The sequence below is a fragment of the Streptomyces sp. ML-6 genome (assembly GCF_030116705.1).
Classification (GTDB): Bacteria; Actinomycetota; Actinomycetes; order Streptomycetales; family Streptomycetaceae; genus Streptomyces.
The window spans coordinates 2,694,951-2,713,127 of sequence record NZ_JAOTIK010000001.1; the positions used below are offsets into that span (position 1 = coordinate 2,694,951).

At 71.2% G+C, this 18,177-nt stretch carries 16 protein-coding genes; 10 read left to right on the forward strand and 6 right to left on the reverse strand.

All coding sequences use genetic code 11. The annotated features are described in order from the left end of the window. The first annotated feature begins 41 nt into the window (after positions 1–41). On the forward strand, positions 42–1,280 hold the full coding sequence (locus tag OCT49_RS11690; protein ID WP_283851822.1) for an MFS transporter: 1,239 nt from the start codon (positions 42–44) through the stop codon (positions 1,278–1,280). Positions 1,281–1,400: 120 nt separating this feature from the next. Here the strand turns inward: OCT49_RS11690 and hppD are convergent, their stop codons facing one another. Continuing rightward, complete coding sequence (gene hppD / locus OCT49_RS11695) at positions 1,401–2,546, reverse strand: 4-hydroxyphenylpyruvate dioxygenase (protein ID WP_148838206.1); 1,146 nt, start codon at positions 2,544–2,546, stop codon at positions 1,401–1,403. A gap of 135 nt (positions 2,547–2,681) precedes the next feature. Here hppD and OCT49_RS11700 point away from each other — a divergent pair, with 135 nt between their 5' ends. The 8 genes from OCT49_RS11700 (at position 2,682) to OCT49_RS11735 (ending at position 9,475) form a co-directional block, all read left to right on the forward strand. Next, positions 2,682–3,155, forward strand: coding sequence for an Lrp/AsnC family transcriptional regulator (locus OCT49_RS11700; RefSeq protein ID WP_283851823.1), 474 nt, complete (start codon positions 2,682–2,684; stop codon positions 3,153–3,155). Positions 3,156–3,170: 15 nt separating this feature from the next. After that, positions 3,171–3,818 carry an ABC transporter permease gene (locus OCT49_RS11705; protein WP_283851824.1) on the forward strand — a complete coding sequence of 216 codons (648 nt, stop codon included), beginning with the start codon at positions 3,171–3,173 and terminating at the stop codon, positions 3,816–3,818. Positions 3,819–3,915: 97 nt separating this feature from the next. Beyond that, positions 3,916–5,115 carry an ABC transporter ATP-binding protein gene (locus tag OCT49_RS11710; RefSeq protein ID WP_283855759.1) on the forward strand — a complete coding sequence of 400 codons (1,200 nt, stop codon included), beginning with the start codon at positions 3,916–3,918 and terminating at the stop codon, positions 5,113–5,115. A gap of 95 nt (positions 5,116–5,210) precedes the next feature. After that, entirely contained in the window at positions 5,211–6,059 is an 849-nt protein-coding gene (locus tag OCT49_RS11715; RefSeq protein WP_283851825.1) for an ABC transporter permease, read from the forward strand. After that, entirely contained in the window at positions 6,059–7,078 is a 1,020-nt protein-coding gene (locus tag OCT49_RS11720) for a glycine betaine ABC transporter substrate-binding protein (RefSeq protein WP_283851826.1), read from the forward strand. The genes OCT49_RS11715 and OCT49_RS11720 overlap by 1 nt, the downstream gene beginning before the upstream one ends. 116 nt (positions 7,079–7,194) lie before the next feature. Further along, on the forward strand, positions 7,195–7,803 hold the full coding sequence (locus OCT49_RS11725; RefSeq protein WP_283851827.1) for an ArsR/SmtB family transcription factor: 609 nt from the start codon (positions 7,195–7,197) through the stop codon (positions 7,801–7,803). Positions 7,804–7,856: 53 nt separating this feature from the next. Beyond that, positions 7,857–8,087, forward strand: coding sequence for a hypothetical protein (locus tag OCT49_RS11730; RefSeq protein ID WP_283851828.1), 231 nt, complete (start codon positions 7,857–7,859; stop codon positions 8,085–8,087). Positions 8,088–8,113: 26 nt separating this feature from the next. Next, entirely contained in the window at positions 8,114–9,475 is a 1,362-nt protein-coding gene (locus tag OCT49_RS11735; RefSeq protein ID WP_283855760.1) for an MFS transporter, read from the forward strand. Here the strand turns inward: OCT49_RS11735 and OCT49_RS11740 are convergent. From OCT49_RS11740 to OCT49_RS11755, 4 genes are all read right to left on the reverse strand, one after another. Then, positions 9,405–10,193 (reverse strand): YlbL family protein, encoded by a 789-nt coding sequence (locus tag OCT49_RS11740; protein ID WP_283851829.1) that lies wholly within the window; start codon positions 10,191–10,193, stop codon positions 9,405–9,407. The two genes, OCT49_RS11735 and OCT49_RS11740, sit on opposite strands and share 71 nt — an antisense overlap. A gap of 149 nt (positions 10,194–10,342) precedes the next feature. After that, entirely contained in the window at positions 10,343–10,984 is a 642-nt protein-coding gene (locus OCT49_RS11745; protein ID WP_283851830.1) for an IclR family transcriptional regulator, read from the reverse strand. Between the two features lie 339 nt (positions 10,985–11,323). Beyond that, positions 11,324–13,294, reverse strand: a complete 1,971-nt coding sequence (locus OCT49_RS11750; RefSeq protein WP_283851831.1) for a hypothetical protein — start codon at positions 13,292–13,294, stop codon at positions 11,324–11,326. Between the two features lie 217 nt (positions 13,295–13,511). Next, the gene (locus OCT49_RS11755; protein WP_283851832.1) at positions 13,512–15,134 is read right to left on the reverse strand and encodes a WxL domain-containing protein; all 1,623 of its coding nucleotides are present in this window, start codon (positions 15,132–15,134) and stop codon (positions 13,512–13,514) included. 350 nt (positions 15,135–15,484) lie between these two features. Between OCT49_RS11755 and OCT49_RS11760 the strand changes: the two genes are divergently transcribed. Further along, on the forward strand, positions 15,485–16,063 hold the full coding sequence (locus OCT49_RS11760; RefSeq protein ID WP_283851833.1) for a hypothetical protein: 579 nt from the start codon (positions 15,485–15,487) through the stop codon (positions 16,061–16,063). A gap of 271 nt (positions 16,064–16,334) precedes the next feature. Here the strand turns inward: OCT49_RS11760 and OCT49_RS11765 are convergent, their stop codons facing one another. Beyond that, positions 16,335–18,116 (reverse strand): DEAD/DEAH box helicase, encoded by a 1,782-nt coding sequence (locus OCT49_RS11765; RefSeq protein WP_283851834.1) that lies wholly within the window; start codon positions 18,114–18,116, stop codon positions 16,335–16,337. Between the last annotated feature and the right edge of the window lie 61 nt (positions 18,117–18,177).

An 18,177-nucleotide genomic window follows, 5' to 3' on the forward strand; every position in this document is an offset into this window, starting at 1 on the left:
CGCACCCGAGTTTTGGATTCTCAATCACAGAAAGCGGAGACATGACCCCACCGACCACACCCGCCCCGGCCAGAACCGTCCCCCTGGCCGTCCACATCCTCGCCGCGGGCATTTTCGCGATGGTGACCAGCGAGTTCGCGGTCGCCGGACTCATGCCGCAACTCGCCGAAGGACTCGGCACGGGGATCGAGCAGATCGGCTACCTCGTGACGGTCTTCGCCGTCGCGATGACCATCGGCGGACCGGTCCTGACCGTGGCCCTGCTGAAGGTTCCGCCGAGGACCGCGCTGCTGACGATCGTCGCCGTCTTCCTCGTGGGCAACGTCCTCGCGGCCCTGGCGGCCTCCTACCCGGTCATGGTGGTCGCCCGGATCATCAGCGGTGTCGCCTCGCAGGCGTTCTTCGGCATCGCCGTGTCGATGTGCGCGCGGCTGGTGGAGGAGCGGATACGCGGCCGTGCGAACGGCGTCGCGATGAACGGCCTGATGCTCGGCACCCTGCTCGGACTGCCGCTGGCGACGTTCGTCGGCGGGCGGCTCGGCTGGCAGGCCGCCTTCTGGACCATCTCCCTGCTCACCCTCGTCGCCGGAATCCTGATCGTCCTCCTCGTCCGGAACCCCGCGGAATCCGAGGCCCCCGAGGAGAAGCGCTCGATGCGGGACGAACTCGCCGTGCTCCGCCGGCCGCAGTTCGTGCTGGCGCTCGTCTCCAGCACCCTGATCATCGGGGCGACGTTCTCCGCCTTCAGCTTCTTCACGCCGATCCTGACCGAGGTCACCGGCTTCCCGGAGGGGCTGGTGCCGCTGCTCCTGCTCGCCTACGGGGCCGCGACGCTGCTCGGCAACACGGTCGTCGCCCGCCTGGCCGACCGGCACACCGTCTCGACCCTGCTGATCGGCACCGGGCTCAACGCGGTCTTCCTGACCGGGTTCGCGCTCTTCACCGACCTCCCGTCACCGGCGCTGGTGTTCATGCTCGGCATCGGCCTGACCGGCGTGACCATGAACCCCGCGATGGCCGTACGGGTGCAACGGGCCGGCGGCACCACGCCGCTGGTCAACACCGTCCACGCGTCGTTCATCACCCTCGGGGTCATCCTCGGCTCCGCCGTGGGATCGGCACTGATCCCGGTCCACGGACTGCGCGCCCCGGTCGTCCTCGGAATCGTGCTGGCCGTCCTCGCGATCGCGGCGATCCTGCCCGCCCTCGGGAACGCGTACCTGCGCACCGGCGCCCGCGAGCGGTCCCAAGCCGAGGAGCCCGTCACGTCGGCGGCATGACGTGTCGGCGGCATGACGTGTCGCGACGGGAACGGCTCCGCCGGGCGGGTGTTCCCCGCCCGGCGGAGCCGGATCACCGGACCTGCAGACCGGCGGACCGGCGGACCGGCGGACCGGCGGTCAGAGGTTGCCGCGCTTCTCCTGCTCGCGCTCGATCGCCTCGAACAGGGCCTTGAAGTTGCCCTTGCCGAAGCCCATCGAGCCGTGGCGCTCGATCATCTCGAAGAAGACGGTCGGGCGGTCCTGGACCGGCTTGGTGAAGATCTGCAGCAGGTAGCCGTCCTCGTCGCGGTCGACGAGGATCTTCAGCTCGCGCAGGATCTCCACCGGCACGCGGGTCTCGCCCGCCCACTCGCCGAGGGTGTCGTAGTACGAGTCGGGGGTGTCCAGGAACTGGACGCCCGCCGCGCGCATCGCCCGCACCGAGGCGACGATGTCGTTCGTGGCGAGCGCGATGTGCTGGACGCCGGCGCCGCCGTAGAACTCCAGGTACTCGTCGATCTGGGACTTCTTCTTGGCGATCGCCGGCTCGTTGATCGGGAACTTCACCTTGAGGGTGCCGTCGGCGACGACCTTCGACATGAGGGCGGAGTACTCGGTGGCGATGTCGTCGCCCACGAACTCCTTCATGTTGGTGAAGCCCATGACCTTGTTGTAGAACTCGACCCACTCGTTCATCCGGCCGAGTTCCACGTTGCCGACGCAGTGGTCGATGGCCTGGAAGAAGCGCTTGGCGGGCGGCTCGACCATCGGGTCGGCGGCGACGAAGCCGGGCAGGTACGGGCCCTCGTAACCGGAGCGCTCCACCAGGGTGTGGCGGGTCTTGCCGTACGTGGCGATGGCGGCGAGCACGACGGTGCCGTGCTCGTCCTTCACCTCGTGGGGCTCCTCGATGCCGCGGGCGCCGTGCTCGACCGCGTACGCGTAGGCCGCCCGGGCGTCCGGGACCTCGATGGCCAGGTCGACGACGCCGTCACCGTGCTCGGCGACGTGGTCGGCGAGGAAGCGGCCGCGGTCGGTGGCCGCCTTGATGACGGAGGTGAAGACGAAACGGGCCGAGCCGTTGGTCAGTACGTAACTCGCCGTCTCACGGCTGCCGTTCTCCGGCCCGGAATAGGCGACCAGCTTCATTCCGAAGGCCGTCGAGTAGTAGTGCGCGGCCTGCTTGGCGTTGCCGACGGCGAAGACGACCGCGTCCATTCCCTTGACCGGGAAGGGGTCGGCCTGCCGAGCGGTGTCGGGGGTGGTGTGCAGAGTCTCAGTCATGTTCGAAGGCTCTCCCTGCTTCGCAAGGTGCGCAATAGTTTGCGTTTTTCCTGGTCAATTTGTACAGCGAAGCTGGATGATGACCGGGCTATCTGTACATGATGACCATCACGTCGACCTTCCGGGGGATGACTCATGACGATCGACCGACTGGACGGCAGACTCATCGTGCTGCTGGCCCGCGAGCCCCGCATCGGGGTGCTGGAGGCGTCGCGCAGGCTCGGCGTGGCCCGGGGCACGGTGCAGGCCCGTCTCGACCGGCTTCAGTCGAATGGCGTCATCCGCGGTTTCGGCCCGACGGTCGATCCGGCGGCGCTCGGGTACCCCGTCACGGCGTTCGCGACGCTGGAAATCAAACAGGGCCAAGGAGCCGACGTACGGGCCCACTTGGCCGGTGTTCCGGAGGTGCTGGAGCTGCACACCACCACCGGGCACGGCGACATGCTGTGCCGTCTCGTCGCGCGTTCCAACGCCGATCTCCAACGGGTGATCGACCGGGTTGTCGGTTTTGATGGCATCGTCCGGGCCTCCACGGCCATCGTCATGGAGAACCCGGTCCCGCTGCGGGTCATCCCGCTCGTCGAGCAGGCCGCGGAGGACGACGACTGAGCCGAGGAGTGGCGCGTGAGCTTCTGGGAGTATCTGGGCAACCGGCACCAACAGCTGCTCACCGACGCGTACCAGCACGTCAGCGCCGTGTTCCAGTGCATGGTCATCGCCACCGTGCTGGGCGTCCTGATCGGGGTCGTCACCTATCGCAGCGGATGGGCCGGGTCGCTGGCCATCACGTCCACGGCGACGATCCTCACCATCCCCTCCCTCGCCGCGATCGGTCTGCTGATCCCGCTGGTCGGCCTCGGGGTCGCACCCACGGTGATCACCCTGACGCTGTACGGGCTGCTGCCCGTCGTCCGCAACGCCATCGTGGGGCTGCGCGGGGTCGATCCCGCGCTGGTCGACGCGGCGAAGGGCATCGGGATGTCGCGCCCGGCCCGGCTGTGCCGGGTCGAACTGCCGCTCGCCTGGCCGCCGATCCTCACCGGCATCCGGGTCTCCACGCAGATGCTGATGGGCATCGCCGCCATCGCCGCGTACGCCTCGGGCCCCGGCCTGGGCAACGAGATCTTCCGCGGCATCGCCTCGCTGGGCAGCGCCAACGCGCTCAACCAGGTCCTCGCGGGCACGCTCGGCATCGTCGTCCTCGCCCTGCTCTTCGACGCCGCGTACGTACTGCTGGGGCGGCTCACCATCCCGAGGGGGATCCGTGTCTGAGTCCCCCCGGGCCTCCGCGTCCGGGAGCGGCGTCGCCGGCGGAAGCACGACGGCCGCCGACGGAAGCACGACGACGAGGACCACTTCCGGGGCCACCATCCAGCTGGAGGACCTGACCAAGCGGTACCCGGGCAACCCCGGCCCCGCGGTGGACAACGTCTCGATGGACATCAGGGCCGGTGAGACGGTGATCTTCGTGGGGCCGTCCGGCTGCGGGAAGTCCACCACCCTGAAGATGATCAATCGGCTGATCGAGCCGTCGTCGGGGCGGATCAGGATCGGCGACGAGGACGTCACCGACATCGACCCGGTGAAACTGCGCCGCAAGATCGGTTACGCGATCCAGTCGTCGGGGCTCTTCCCGCACATGACGGTCGCCGAGAACATCGCCCTGGTGCCGCGGATGGTCGGCTGGTCCAAGTCGCGGGTGAAGGACCGGGTCGAGGAGATGCTCGACCTGGTCGGGCTCGACCCGCGCGAGTTCCACGGCCGCTATCCGCGCCGGCTCTCCGGCGGGCAGCAGCAACGGGTGGGGGTGGCCCGGGCGCTGGCCGCCGATCCGCCGGTGCTGCTGATGGACGAACCGTTCGGCGCGGTCGACCCGATCACCCGCGACCACCTCCAGGACGAGCTGATCCGGCTCCAGCACGAACTGCACAAGACGATCGTCTTCGTCACCCACGACTTCGACGAGGCGATCAAGCTGGGCGACCGGATCGCGGTGCTGCGGGAGCGTTCGCACATCGCGCAGTTCGACACCCCCGAGGCGATCCTCACCAACCCGACCGACGACTTCGTCTCGGGGTTCGTGGGCGCGGGCGCGGCGCTGAAGCGGCTCAACCTGACCCGCGTGCGGGACGTGGAGATCGCCCAGTTCCCGACGGTGACGGTCGACGACCCGCTCCAGTCGATCTTCAACAAGCTGCGCAGCGGCCTGCACAACGAACTGCTGATGCTGGACCGCAGGAACCGCCCGTACAAGTGGCTGCGGCGCGGCGACCTGATGCGGGCCCGCGGTTCGCCGGCGCGTGCCGGGCAGTTGGTCCACGACACGGTGACCCGGGACGCGACGCTGCACGACGCGCTGGAGGCGGTGCTGATCGACAGCGGCGGCCGGGTCGCGGTCACCGGGCGGCGCGGCGAGTTCATCGGGGTCGTGGACATGCACACGCTGATGAACTCCGTGCACGAGCTGCTGGAGGCCGACCGGCTCGCCGCGATCGAGCACCAGCACGACCTGGAGGAGATGCGCAGCCACCAGACCGAGGTGGAGCTGGAGGGCGGTGCGGACGGATGACCCCCCGCTCGCCCGCGGACGACCGGGAGCCCTCGCGCCGAGTGCGTACCGGGGATCGGGGGCGTACCGGGGAGCGGGTGCGTGCCGGGGCCCGGGTGCCTTCCGAGCCCTCCTCCGACGCGGGCCGCCCGCCCGGCGAACACGACGTCAAGGGCCATGCCTTCCGCGACGAGGAGGAGGAGCCCGCCCCGCCGCCGGCCGGGCCGCCGCGCCGGATCACCTGGCGCAAGCTGGTGACGCTGCCCCTCGCGCTGTTGGTCGTACTGGTCATCACCTACCTGTGGATCACCCACGTCCACCTGGACTCGATCGCGCGGAACTCGCTCACTGGCGGCAATGTGCAACTGCGCTGGTGGCAGCATGTGCGGCTGACCGCGATCTCGACGTTCTGGGTGCTGGTCATCGCCATTCCGCTGGGCATCGCGCTGACCCGGCGCGGGCTCAGCCGGGGCGCCCCGGTGGTCACGGCGGTCGCCAACGTCGGGCAGGCGACCCCGGCGATCGGTCTGCTGGCGCTGCTGGTGATCTGGCTGGGCATCGGCCCCTCGACGGCGATCATCGGCATGGTGATCTACGCGGTGCTGCCGGTGTTCTCCAACACGGTCGCCGGTCTGCGGGCGATCGAACCGACCCTGGTCGAGGCCTCGCGCGGCATCGGCATGTCGGCGATGGGGACGCTCACCAAGGTCGAACTGCCGCTCGCCGTCCCGCTGATCCTGGCCGGGGTGCGGACGGCGCTGGTGCTCAACGTCGGTACGGCGACCCTGGCCACGTTCGTCGGCGGCGGCGGCCTCGGGGACCTGATCACCTCGGGCATCCAGACCCAGCGGATGCCGGTCCTGGTGCTCGGTTCCGTACTGACGGTGGTGCTGGCGCTGCTGGTGGACTGGCTGGCCTCACTGGCCGAGCTGGCGCTGACACCGCACGGACTGGAGGTGGGGTGATGCGCGCGCGGCGGGTACGCGTCGGGCCGGCGGGGGAACTGGGCGCGCGGCGGGTACGCGTCGGGCTGGCGGGAGCCCTGGTGGGGGCGCTGGCGCTGGCCGGGTGCGGGCTGAAGAGCGGTTCGCCGATGGCGGACGACGTGGTGCCGGGCTCGGTCGGCCGGGGGCGGCCCCTGGACGGCGCCTCGCTGACCGTCACGTCGAAGAACTTCAGCGAGAACATCATCCTGGGCCAGATGATCGGCCTGGTCTTCAAGGCCGCCGGCGCGGAGGTGCTGGACCGGACGAACCTGCCCGGCTCGATCAGCGCCCGCGAGGCGATCGTCAAGGGCGACGCGGACGCGATGTACGAGTACACGGGCACCGGCTGGATCACGTACCTGGGCCACGCGAAGCCGATCCCCGACCCGTTGAAGCAGTGGGAGGCGGTCCGGGACGAGGACCGGAACAACGGGGTGACCTGGCTCCCGCAGTCCACCCTCAACAACACCTACGCGCTCGCCATCAGCCGGAAGAACAACGCCAAATACCACCTGCGGACGCTCTCCGACGTGGCCGCCCTGGCGAAGCGGAACCCGGCGGCGGTGACGATCTGCGTGGAGAACGAGTTCGCCTCCCGCGACGACGGGCTGCCCGGGATGGAGAAGGCGTACGGGATGTCGGTCCCGGCCGCCAACATCAAGAAGATGGACGCCGGGATCATCTACACCCAGGTCTCGAAGTCCGGCTCCTGCCTGCTGGGCGAGGTGTTCACCACGGACGGCCGGATCAGGGCCATGGACCTTGAGGTCCTCGTGGACGACAAGCACTTCTTCCCCAACTACAACGCGGCACCGGTCGTCCACACCAGGACCTTCGAGAAGTACCCGGAGATCGCGGCGCTGCTCGACCCGGTCAGCCGGAAACTGACGACCGAGGTCGCCCAGGTGCTCAACGCCAAGGTGGACGTGGACGGAGAGGACCCGCACGAGGTGGCGAAGGACTGGCTGATCCAGGAGGGGTTCATCGAGGAGGGATGAGGGCTCTCCCCTCGCGACCTGCCCGCAGGGACGGTGCGGCCCATCGCCCCCGCAGTTGCAAAGGAATCTTGCAAAGAGATGTTGCAAAGCGATTTTGCAACTCTTAGAGTCGAGGCATGGCAACGAGCGAAGCCGACGGCACCACGCCCCCCGGCCTGAACATCCACCATGTCGACGCCCGCACCCTGCGCGTGCTCGCCCACCCCCTCCGCATCCGCCTGCTCACCGCGCTGCGGGAGTTCGGCCCCGCCACCGCGTCGAAGCTCGCGGACCGGCTCGGCGAGTCCAGCGGCGCCACCAGCTACCACCTGCGGCAGCTGGCCGCGCACGGCTTCGTCGAGGACGACCCCGAGCTCGGCAAGGGGCGCGAACGGTGGTGGCGGGCCAAGCATGCGGGCATGGCCTTCGACCGCAGCGGAGACTTCCTCCGCGACCCCGACCCGGAGGTGCGCGGCGCCATCGGGGTCGTGCTGCACGAGATGGCCACCACGCACGCCCAGGAGCTGAACACCTGGCTCGGCACCATGCACGAATGGCCCGAGGAGTGGCTGCGCAGCTGGGACGCGAGCGACTTCAAGATCCGCCTGACGCCGGAGCTCTCCCTGGAGCTGGCCGAGAAGATCCACGAGCTGATCGAGAGCTACCGGGGCCGGGTCCCCGAGGGCACCGAGGGTTCAGCCGTCGTCCGCACCCATCTGCACGTCTTCCCGCGCCCCAACGACTGACCCGAAGACCGGCACCGATACCGCCCGGCCCCGAAGACCGAGAGGAATCCGTCATGAATCCGGAAACGCACCTGTCGCTGCACCGCCTCCGCTCCACCGAACTGCGGGAGCGGGCCGCCGAGTTCCGTACCGCCCGCGCGGCCGGGCCCACCGGCACCCGGCGCCCCGTCCGCTCCTCGCCCCGGGCTCTTCGTACCCGACTGGGCTGGATCCTGGTCGAGTTGGGGCTTCACATACTGCCCGGCCGGGAATCGCTCACCTGCCGCCCGCCCCGAACGGTCTAGGCGTGAACGGGGGGAACCGGAAGCCGATGGCCGCGGTCCTGGCCGCCAACTCCATATCCACGGCCGGTACTTCACTCACCCTGATCGGGGTGCCGTGGTTCGTGCTGGAGACCACGGGCAGCGCGGGACGCGCCGGTGTCGTCGCCTTCTGCGCGACCCTGCCGATCGTCGTCTCCGCGCTGATCGGCGGCCCCGTCATCGACCGGATCGGACGCCGCCGGGTGTCCGTGGCCTCCGACCTGGTGTGCGGCGCGTCCGTCGCCGCCGTCCCGCTGCTGCACCGGGCGGGCGCCCTCTCCTTCTGGATGCTGTGCGCGCTGATGGCGGTCAACGGACTCCTGCACACCCCGGGCAACACGGCCCGCTACGTCCTCGTCCCCGACCTCGCCGAGCACGCGGGCACCACCCTGGCGCGCGCCGCCTCCCTCTTCGACGCGGTCTCGCGCGGCGCCCGGATGGCCGGGGCGGCGCTGGCGGGCATGCTGATCGCACTGGTCGGCGCGGAGACCGTCCTGCTGCTGGACTCGGCGACCTTCCTGGTGTCCGCGCTGCTGGTCGCGACGGGGCTGCGGGGCGTACCCGCCGCCGAGCCGAGGGGGACCGCCGAGCCGGTCTCGTTCCGGGCGTACCGCGGCGAACTGCGCGAGGGCTACGCCTACTTGCTGGGCAACCGGCTGCTGCTGGCCGTCGTGCTGGTGGTGCTCTTCATGAACGGCTCCGACCAGGGCTGGGGCGCCGTGCTGCTGCCGGTGCACGCCTCCGAGGAGCTGGGCGGGGCCCGGGACATCGGACTGCTCACCGCCCTGTTCGGCGCGGGCGGACTGACCGGGGCGCTGCTGTACGGGGCGGTGGGGCACCGGTTCTCGCGGCGGGCCGTGTTCACGGTGTGCGTGGTGCTGTGCGGTGCGCCCAGGTACCTGGTCGCGGCACTGACCGGGACGACGACGCCGCTCGCCGTGACCATGGTGCTGAGCGGTCTGGCGGGCGGGGTGCTGAACCCGATCCTGACGACGGTGATCTACGGGAGGGTGCCCGAGGAGCTGCGCAGCCGGGTCGCCGGGGCCCTCACGGCGGGCTGCGAACTGGCCATGCCGGTGGGCGGTCTCGCGGCCGGGCTGCTGGTGGAGAGCATGGGCGCGAAGGGGGCACTGCTGGCGATGGGCGGGGCGTACCTGCTGGCGACGCTGAGCCCGCTGGTGTTCCCCGCGTGGCGCACGATGGACGAGGCCGACGAGGCCCACGGAACCGACGAGGCCGACGGGGCTCCCGGGAAGGCGGGCGGGGCGGGCGACGTGCCGGGACCGTCGGCCGGTGGGGTCAGCAGCTCGGGACCTTGTGCCCCTGCGCCAGGTTCCGGAGCGAGGACACCGCGCCCTTCAGGGTCGTGACCGGGATCAGCTTCATCCCCTCGGGCAGTTCGGCGCGCGCCTGCCGGCACTCGGCCTTCGGGACGAGGAAGACGGTCGCCCCGTCCCGGTGGGCGGCCTGGGTCTTCAGCGAGACCCCGCCGACCGCGCCGACCTTGCCGTCCGCGTCGATCGTGCCGGTGCCCGCGATGGTGCGGCCCCCGGTGAGGTCGCCGCCGCGGCCGTCGCCGTCGAGCTTGTCGACGATGCCGAGCGCGAAGAACAGGCCCGCGCTGGGCCCGCCCACGTCGGCGAGGTGCAGGGTGACGTCGACCGAGTCCTCGGGCTTGCCCAGGTAGTCGAGGGCCGCGTCCACGGCGTCGTCCTGCGACTCCCGCATGTCCTCCAGGTTGTGCTTCTCGATCTCCTTCTCGGAGCCGCCGGTCGGGTAGACGGAGTCACGGGGCAGGACCGCGCGGTCCGTACGGAACCAGCTGTCGATCACGTCGCCGAGGCCGACATCGGCGGTGGGCCCGGTCGCGACGATGGTCGTCATCCGCAGCTCGCCCTTGGTGGGGCGGGTGGGTTCGCCCTTGATGCTGATCACCGGGGTGCCGTGATCGCTCCCGAGCACGTTCGCGGTCGTACCGGGCTGCGCCAGGGTGAACGGCAGCGGCGCGAAGGCGGCCACGCCGAACAGGGCGAGGACGGGCAGGGCGCAGAGGGCGAGGGTCCGGGAGCGCGATTGACGAGTGAACACCCGCCCAATCTAACCGCCGGGGCGGGCACCGACGCCAAACGGTGCGCCATCCGCGTACCTCCCGCCCCGCCCACCACGGCTGCTGCTCCCGGAACACGGGCCGGACGCCATCCGCGTACCTCCCGCCTCGCCCACCGCGCCCGCCGCGGCTACCTCAGCGCGTCCGCCACCTCGCGGGCCGCGTCCACCACCCGGGGGCCGACCCGTTCGGGCACGGAGTCCGCGAGCATCACGACGCCCACGCTGCCCTCGACGCCCGTCACCCCCACCAGTGCCGCCGCCGCACCGCTCGCCCCGGCCTCCAGCTCGCCGTGGGTGAGGGTGTAGGCGGTCTCGCCGACCGGCTTCTGGCGGGCCGCGAGGATCGCCCGGCCCGCGGCGCCCCGGTCCAGCGGATGGCGGAAACCGGCCCGGTAGGCCACGTGGTAGTCGGTCCAGGTCGGCTCCACCACCGCGACCGCGAGCGCGTCGCTGCCGTCCACCAGCGTGAGGTGGGCGGTGGCCCCGATGTCCTCGGCGAGGGACCGCAGCGCGGGCAGCGCGGCTTCCCGTACGAGGGGATGCACCTGGCGGCCCAGGCGCAGCACGCCCAGGCCCACTCTGGCCCGGCCGCCGAGATCGCGGCGCACCAGGGCGTGTTGTTCCAGGGTGGCGAGCAGACGGTAGACCACGGTCCGGTTGACCCCGAGTCGGTTGGACAACTCGGTGACGGTCAGCCCGTGATCGGTGTCGGCAAGCAGCTTGAGGACTCTCAGTCCCCGGTCGAGCGTCTGGGAGGTCTCCGCGGTCACGACGCCCTCTCCTCTGTGGTGAGCGGCGGCGGCTGATCCCCACGGAATGTGTGCCGCCGGTCCCAGCGACGACGCACGGAGAGGCCGCCGGCCTGGCCATGGCACCGGCTGCGCTCCGCGGCTGTGCTGCCACGGGGCGTGCAGTTTTTTTGGGACAGTAGCGAGCGAGTCCGCTCAGCGGAAGACCTCGTCCAGAATCCGGGCGTGGCCGGAAGCGGTGCCGGAGCGCCGGAGAATAACCGCCGGTCAGCGCGGCGCCGACCGATAAGCGAACATCTACGCGCGTCCTGGTCGGCCGACGCCTCCGGCCATCATCCGTGCACCACAGGTGAACCGTCGTCAACCCACGGTGAACGACTGCTGAATAATTTTTCCGTTCACGAGCACCTCGCAGGCCCGGATCGCCTTCGTCGCCGGATCCCGGACGGTGAAGTCGAGGGCGAACGTCCCGTCGAGTCCGACGACCCGGGTGACGTACGGGTCCGAGGTCTGCTTCCCGTCCGCGGTGCGGCCGGTCACCGAGACCGTGGCGACGGGGGCGAATCCCCGGCCGGTCACCTGGACGGCGGTGCCGACGGGGCCCTCGGGCGGCGAGAGCGCGAAGGCCGGTCCGGCGGGCACGGTGCCGTCCTGGACGGTGAACGCCGCCGTCTCGGTGCGCGGGTTGACGAGGACCTCCCGGACGCGGATCGCGACGGTGTCCGCGGCGTCGACCGTGAAGGTCTGCGAGAACGCGCCATCCAGCCCGACCACCTTCGTCCGTGCCGGGTCGGAGGTCTTCGAGCCGTCGGCCCGCAGGCCGACGATGGACACGGTGGCGACCTTCGCGAAGCCCTGCCCGACGACGGTGACGGCGGTGCCCCGGGGCCCGGCGGCCGGGGTGAGGACGACGAAGGACGGGGCGACGGTCAGCGGGGTGAGGGCCTGCGCTCCCCCGGCGGTGACCCTGAGCGCGTACACGGCGCGCGGGGTGGATCCGGCCACGGTGACGGTGCCGGCGAGCGCCCCGTCGGTACCGATCCGGAGGGTGGAGCCGCTGATCCGGGCGCTGTCGCAGGCGCTTCCGTCGGCGGCGCAGAGCTCGGCCGCGGGGGTGACGCCGGTCGGCCAGTCGCCGCCGGAGAGGGCGATCGTGCCGCCCGGTTTCACCTTCGCCGCGCCCGCGGAGAGGCTCGCGGAGGCGTCGGTCACGGTGAACGGCGTGGTCAGCACGGTGGCCGGATCGTTGCCCTCGTCCACCTGGATCGCGGTGATGGCCGGATCGGAGACGGTGAAGTCGGCGCCGAACGTTCCGTCGGGGGTGCTCTTCACGTAGACGGCGGTTTCGTCGAGGGTCGCCCCGTTCGCGTCCAGGCCGACGGTGTTGATCCACCGGTCCTGGAAGTAGTTGCTGCCGGTGACCCGTACGACGCTGCCGAGCGGTGCGCCGGAGCGGGAGAGCGTGATGGCCCGCGGTCCGGTGGGCACGAACGCCCGCACGGTCAGGGGCGCGGTCGCTTCCTTCGTACCGTCGCCGACCTTCACCAGGTACGAGCCGTCGGGCACGGCGCCCGCGGCGGCGAGCACCGCGCTGCCGGTCAGTTCTCCCGATCCGCTGATCGCGAGGGTGTGGGAGGCGAACTTGCCGGGGTCGCAGCCGCCGCCGTCCGCCGCGCACAGCGAGGGGACGGGGGTGGCCCCGGCGGTCCACAGGCTGCCGGTCAGGGCGACGGCGGTGGACGGCCGGACGGGGGTGGTGGGCGCGGTCAGGGTGGCCGGGTGGCCCGCGGTGCCCTCGGCGGTCACGGTGCCGACGGAGCCGCCGCCGCTCACCACGTCGCACGGGGTCTCGTAGGTGGAGCCGAGCACCTTGGTGCGCGTCAGGTTGCGCACCGGCGTGAAGGTGATCGGCCCGCTCGCGTCGGCCGGGATGAGGAAGTCCCCCTCGTAGGGCGGGATCTCGATCGGTTTGCCGGCCGGGATGTCGAGTTCGACCTGGGGTCCGGTGACGGTGACGGTGCCGGTGGCGCCGCCGGACATGGCGAGGTCGATGCTGGGGGTGGTGGGCACGTCGTTCAGGCTGAGCCCGCTGGTGGCGGGGGACGGGCCGAGGGCGACCTTGGCGTGGACCTTGCCGCCCGGGTCGACGATCGACGGCGAGAGGTCGACGCTCATCTCCTGCGGCCCGGTCGCCTCGCCCTGGCCGGCGGGCAGGGAGCAGTGGACGGTGGGGGTGACGGTGCCGGCCAGGGCGGCGGGGGCGAGGGCGAAGGTTCCGCCGGTCCAGACGAGCACGGCCCCCGCGGTGAGGGCGACGGCGCGGCGCAACACCGCGCCCGGCCTTCCAGTTCTTCCAGTGCTCCTCGTTCTTCCGGTTCTTCCGGTTCTTCTCGTTCTCCGGACGGGCATGTCGCTCCTCCATGGGGGTCGTCCGTGGCTGCGGGGTGGGCTGGGGCTGCTCCGGGTCCGAAATGGCGGCCGCCCGCCCGCTCCGGTGCATGGGGAGCGGGCGGGCGCCCGGTTCGTGCCCGCGTTCAAGGGCCTGCTCTCAGAGCAGAGTGAGGGTCAGGGTGGCGGCGTAATCCCCGGGGCGGGTGAATCCGGGAAGGGTGAGCGTGAGATCGGCGTCGGCGTCGAACCGGCCGCCGGTGAACGGGCGGGAGCCGTCCGGCCCCATCCGGCACAGGCTCGCCGCCTCGCTGCCGAGCGCGGTGGGTGATCCGGCCACCGGCACCCCCACGCTTCCGTTCTGCGCCGCGCACCTGGGCGTCCACCGCACGGCCCCGGCCGGGAGGGTGTTCCCGCCGGTGCCGGTGAAGTCGGTGAGGGTGGCGGTGAGGGACCAGCCGCTGTTGACGCCGCGGGCGTCCGACACCTCGACCCGGTTGAGCCGGGAGCGCTGCACTCCGCTGCCGGTGCCCAGGACCGTCGTGCCGAAGTCGACGGTGTCGCCGTCCTGGACCATGGACAGCGTCCCGGCCCGGACCGAGGTGCTCAGCTTCTGGTCGGCGCTCGTCCCGTCCCCTCCCCCGCCCGTGGAGACGGTGAACGGGACGGTCCGCACGGTCGCCGGATCGTTGCCCTCGTCGGCCCGGACCGCGGTGACGGCGTCGGAGGTCACGGTGAACTCGACGGCGAAGGTGCCGTCCGGTCCGCTCTTGACGTAGACCGCGCTGTCGTCGATGCCGGTGCCCGTGGCGTCGAGGCCGATGACGTTGACCCAGCGGTCCGGGTTGTAGTTCCGGCCGCTGACCGTGATCACGCTGCCGACGGGGCCGCTGTCCCGCGAGAGCGAGATCTCGCGGTCGCCGGACGCGACGGCCTCGACGGTGAGCGGTGCGCTCGCCTCCTTCGTGCCGTCGTTGACCTTCACCTCGTACGGGCCGTTCGGCACCGCCCCGGCCTCCGCGAGGGTCGCGGTGCCGTGCAGCGTCCCGTAGGCGTCGATGGTGAGGCCGTTCTCCTTGAACTTCAGCGGATCGCAGCCGCCCCCGCCCACCGCGCACAGCGAGGGGACCGGCGTGCCGCCCGGCGTCCAGCCCGAACCGCCCAGCTCCACCGGGGTGTTGGGGCGTACGGGGTCGGCGGGGGCGGTCAGGGTGGCCGGCTCGGAGCCGGTTCCCTCCACCGTGACGGTGCCGACGGAGCCGCCGCCGTCGACGACGTCGCAGGGCGTCTCGAAGACCGAGCCGAGCACCTTGGTCCGGGTCAGCGTGCGGACCGGGGCGAACGAGATGTCCCCGGAGGCGTTCGCCGGGACCAGGAAGTCGCCTTCGTAGGGCGGGAGTTCGATGGGTTTCCCGGCCGGTACGTCCATGGTGAACTCGGCGCCCCGCACGGTGACGGTGCCGCTCGCCCCGCCGGACATGGCGAGGTCGAGGCTGGGAACGGTCGGCACGTCCTCCAGGGCGAGGGCGCTGGTGGCGGGGGACGGGCCGAGGGTCACCTTCGCGTGCACCTTGCCGCCCGGGGCGACGACCGCGGGCGACAGTTCGACGGTCATCTCCTGCGGCCCGGTCGCCTCGCCCTGGCCGGCGGGCAGGACGCAGTGGATGGTCGGGGCGACCGTGCCCGCGGGCCGCTGCCCGTCCGCCGGTCCGGCGGACGGCGCGGCCGTGGCCCCGACGCAGCCCAGCGAGAGTACGAAGCAGGCGGCGAGCAGACCGGTCATACCTGGTCTTCGTCGTCGGATCACCAGACACCCCTCCATGGCCCATTGATTGCGCACATTGAGGAGGTCGCGTGCGGAGAAGTCAAGAGAAAACCGATTGATCCTTGACCGACCGCCCCGTGGCCGGTTGATCATTTCCCGAATGATCCTTTCGACATGCCCGAAGGCATTTCAGAAAGGCATTCCGAGAGTGTCCGACAGAATCCCTTGACTTCTTTGATGATCATGGTTTCACTGCACCCGACATGCCGGGCCCGGCACGCAGTTCCGCAAGAAGACCGCACGGCACGATTTCGGTTCTTCTTCGGCGGAGCCGCGTAATTCAGAAACCGGAAGGAGTTCGCCCCGTCATGTCGATCACCTCAGCACGGTCACGGGCCGTGCGGTCGGCGGGCCCGCGCCCGTCGTACCGAAGACACCTCCCACCGGCCCTGGTGGCGGCCTGCGGCCTGGTCGGCGCGCTCGCCCTGGCGCCGACGGCCCAGGCGGTGACCCCGCTCACCGCGACGGCCACGTACGACTGCGGCGCCTGGGGCAGCGGTCTGGCCACCCTGACCGCCGCCGACTCGGGCACGTCCAAGACCATCAAGATCACCTCCACGGCGATCACCATGCCGCCCGGGACCAGCGCCGACCCGAACAGCATCACGACGACGCTCAAGGTCACCAAGACCTCGGGCGGCGTCACCAGTCAGGTGCAGTTCTCCGGGAAGACCAACCCGGGCATGAGCGGCGGCAGTCCGATCGCCCTGGGCCCGCTGAAGCTCACCTCCGGCACCCTGGCGGCGGGCGACAGCACGAATTCCGTGGTGCTTCCCGCCCCGCCGAGCGCCACCAACTGGTCCCTGCAGATCGTGGCGTCGTCCCCGACGTCGGCCACGGTCCCGTGCGTGGCCACGTCCAACCAGTCGGCGTCGTTCGTCTGGTAGACGTCCCGCCCGACAGGATCACTCCGCCCCGGCCGGCCCCCGATCCGCACCCCGGCCCGTCCGCACCGGCGGCCCGTCCGCACCGACCCCTGCCCTGCCTCGATCCCCCGCACTGCCCCGATCCCCCGCCCGGGCGCAACCGCCGACGAAACCGCCGACGAAACCATCGACAAAACCGTCGGCGAAGGAGCCCGAGGCCACGTCGCGCTTACAGTCGCCCCGGCGCACGGGAGGGGCGCTCCGCCCGCGCGCCGGGGCCGTCCCCGCCGGCTCACCTCATCCGGGTGGCCCACTCCTGGACCTTCTTGATCCGCTGCTGGATCTGGCCGGCCGTCGCCTCCGCGCTGGGCGGCCCGCCGCACACCCGCCGCAGCTCGGTGTGGATCACCCCGTGCGGCTTCCCGCTCTGGTGCGTGTACGCCGACACCATCGTGTTGAGCTGCTTGCGCAGCCCCAGCAGCTGCTTGTGCGTGACCACCGGCCGCGCCTCGGCCGGCTTCTCCAGCAGGTCGGCCTCCCCGGCCGGCTTCTGGCGGCTGTGCGCGATCTGCCGGGTCTGCCGCTTCTGGAGCAGCAGCTGCACCTGGTCGGGTTCGAGCAGTCCGGGAATCCCCAGGTAGTCCTGCTCCTCCTCGCTGCCCGGGTGCGCCTGCATGCCGAATTCGGCACCGTCGTACAGCACCCGGTCGAAGACCGCGTCGGATTCGAGGGCCTCGAAGGGCAGCTGCTCCTCGGTCTCCTCGTCCTCCAGTTTCTCGGCGTCGGCGAGGAGCTTGTCCTCCTCCGCGAACGGGTTCTCCTCGTCGCTGCCCTTCTTGGGCTTGTCGAGGGCGTGGTCCCGTTCGACCTCCATCTCGTTGGCGAAGTCGAGCAGCATCGGGATGGTCGGCAGGAAGACCGAGGCCGTCTCGCCGCGCCTGCGCGAGCGCACGAAGCGCCCGACGGCCTGGGCGAAGAAGAGCGGCGTGGAGATCGTGGTGGCGTACACGCCCACGGCGAGGCGCGGCACGTCGACGCCCTCCGACACCATGCGCACCGCGACCATCCAGCGGGAGTCGTCCCCGCTGAACTGGTCGATCTTCTTCGACGCGGCCTTCTCGTCGGAGAGGACGACGGTGGCCTTCTCCCCGGTGACCCGCTTCAGGATCTTGGCGTACTCGCGCGCCGAGTCCTGGTCGGTGGCGATGACCAGGCCGCCCGCGTCCGGGATGCCCTTGCGCACCTCGGTCAGCCGCTTGTCGGCGGCGGCCAGCACATTGGGGATCCACTCCCCGGTGGGCGCCAGGGCGGTGCGCCAGGCCTGCCCGATGGCGTCCTTGGTCATCGGCTCGCCGAGCCGGGCGGCGACCTCGTCGCCGGCCTTGGTCCGCCAGCGCATGTTGCCGCTGTAGCTGAGGAAGATCACGGGCCGGACGACGCCGTCGGCGAGCGCGTTGCCGTAGCCGTACGTGTAGTCGGCCGAGGAGCGCCGGATGCCCTCGTTGTCCTCCTCGTACGCGACGAAGGGGATCGGGTTGGTGTCGGACCGGAACGGCGTGCCGGTGAGCGCGAGCCGCCGGGTGGCCGGGTCGAACGCCTCCTGGCACGCCTCGCCCCAGGACTTGGAGTCACCGGCGTGGTGGATCTCGTCGAGGATCACCAGGGTCTTGCGCTGCTCGCAGCGGTTGCGGTGCAGCATCGGGCGGACGCCGACACCGGCGTAGGTCACCGCGACGCCGTCGTACTCCTTGCTCAACGGACCGGCGCTGTAGTCGGGGTCGAGCTTGATGCCTATCCGGGCCGCCGCCTCGGCCCACTGCTTCTTCAGGTGCTCGGTCGGTGCGACGACGGTGACCTGCTGCACGACGTGGTGGTGCAGCAGCCATGAGGCGAGGGTCAGCGCGAAGGTGGTCTTCCCCGCGCCGGGGGTGGCGACCGCGAGGAAGTCGCGCGGCTGTTCCTGGATGTACTTCTCCATGGCGCCCTGCTGCCAGGCTCGCAGCTTGCCGGCCGTGCCCCAGGGGGCCCGGCCGGGGAAGGCGGGTGAGAGGTGGTGGGAGGCGGTAGTAGTCACGGTCTCCGGTTCGGGTCTCTCGGGTACGTGGGGCGCTGTCCGCCGGGGCCGGAACCGACCC

Bases quoted from the DNA above. Each gene is read 5' to 3' on its own strand.
- OCT49_RS11690 (WP_283851822.1), top strand. From the start codon at position 42: ATGACCCCACCGACCACACCCGCCCCGGCCAGAACCGTCCCCCTGGCC.
- hppD (WP_148838206.1), bottom strand. From the start codon at position 2,546: ATGACTGAGACTCTGCACACCACCCCCGACACCGCTCGGCAGGCCGAC.
- OCT49_RS11700 (WP_283851823.1), top strand. From the start codon at position 2,682: ATGACGATCGACCGACTGGACGGCAGACTCATCGTGCTGCTGGCCCGC.
- OCT49_RS11720 (WP_283851826.1), top strand. From the start codon at position 6,059: ATGCGCGCGCGGCGGGTACGCGTCGGGCCGGCGGGGGAACTGGGCGCG.
- OCT49_RS11725 (WP_283851827.1), top strand. From the start codon at position 7,195: ATGGCAACGAGCGAAGCCGACGGCACCACGCCCCCCGGCCTGAACATC.
- OCT49_RS11730 (WP_283851828.1), top strand. From the start codon at position 7,857: ATGAATCCGGAAACGCACCTGTCGCTGCACCGCCTCCGCTCCACCGAA.
- OCT49_RS11735 (WP_283855760.1), top strand. From the start codon at position 8,114: ATGGCCGCGGTCCTGGCCGCCAACTCCATATCCACGGCCGGTACTTCA.
- OCT49_RS11755 (WP_283851832.1), bottom strand. From the start codon at position 15,134: ATGACCGGTCTGCTCGCCGCCTGCTTCGTACTCTCGCTGGGCTGCGTC.
- OCT49_RS11760 (WP_283851833.1), top strand. From the start codon at position 15,485: ATGTCGATCACCTCAGCACGGTCACGGGCCGTGCGGTCGGCGGGCCCG.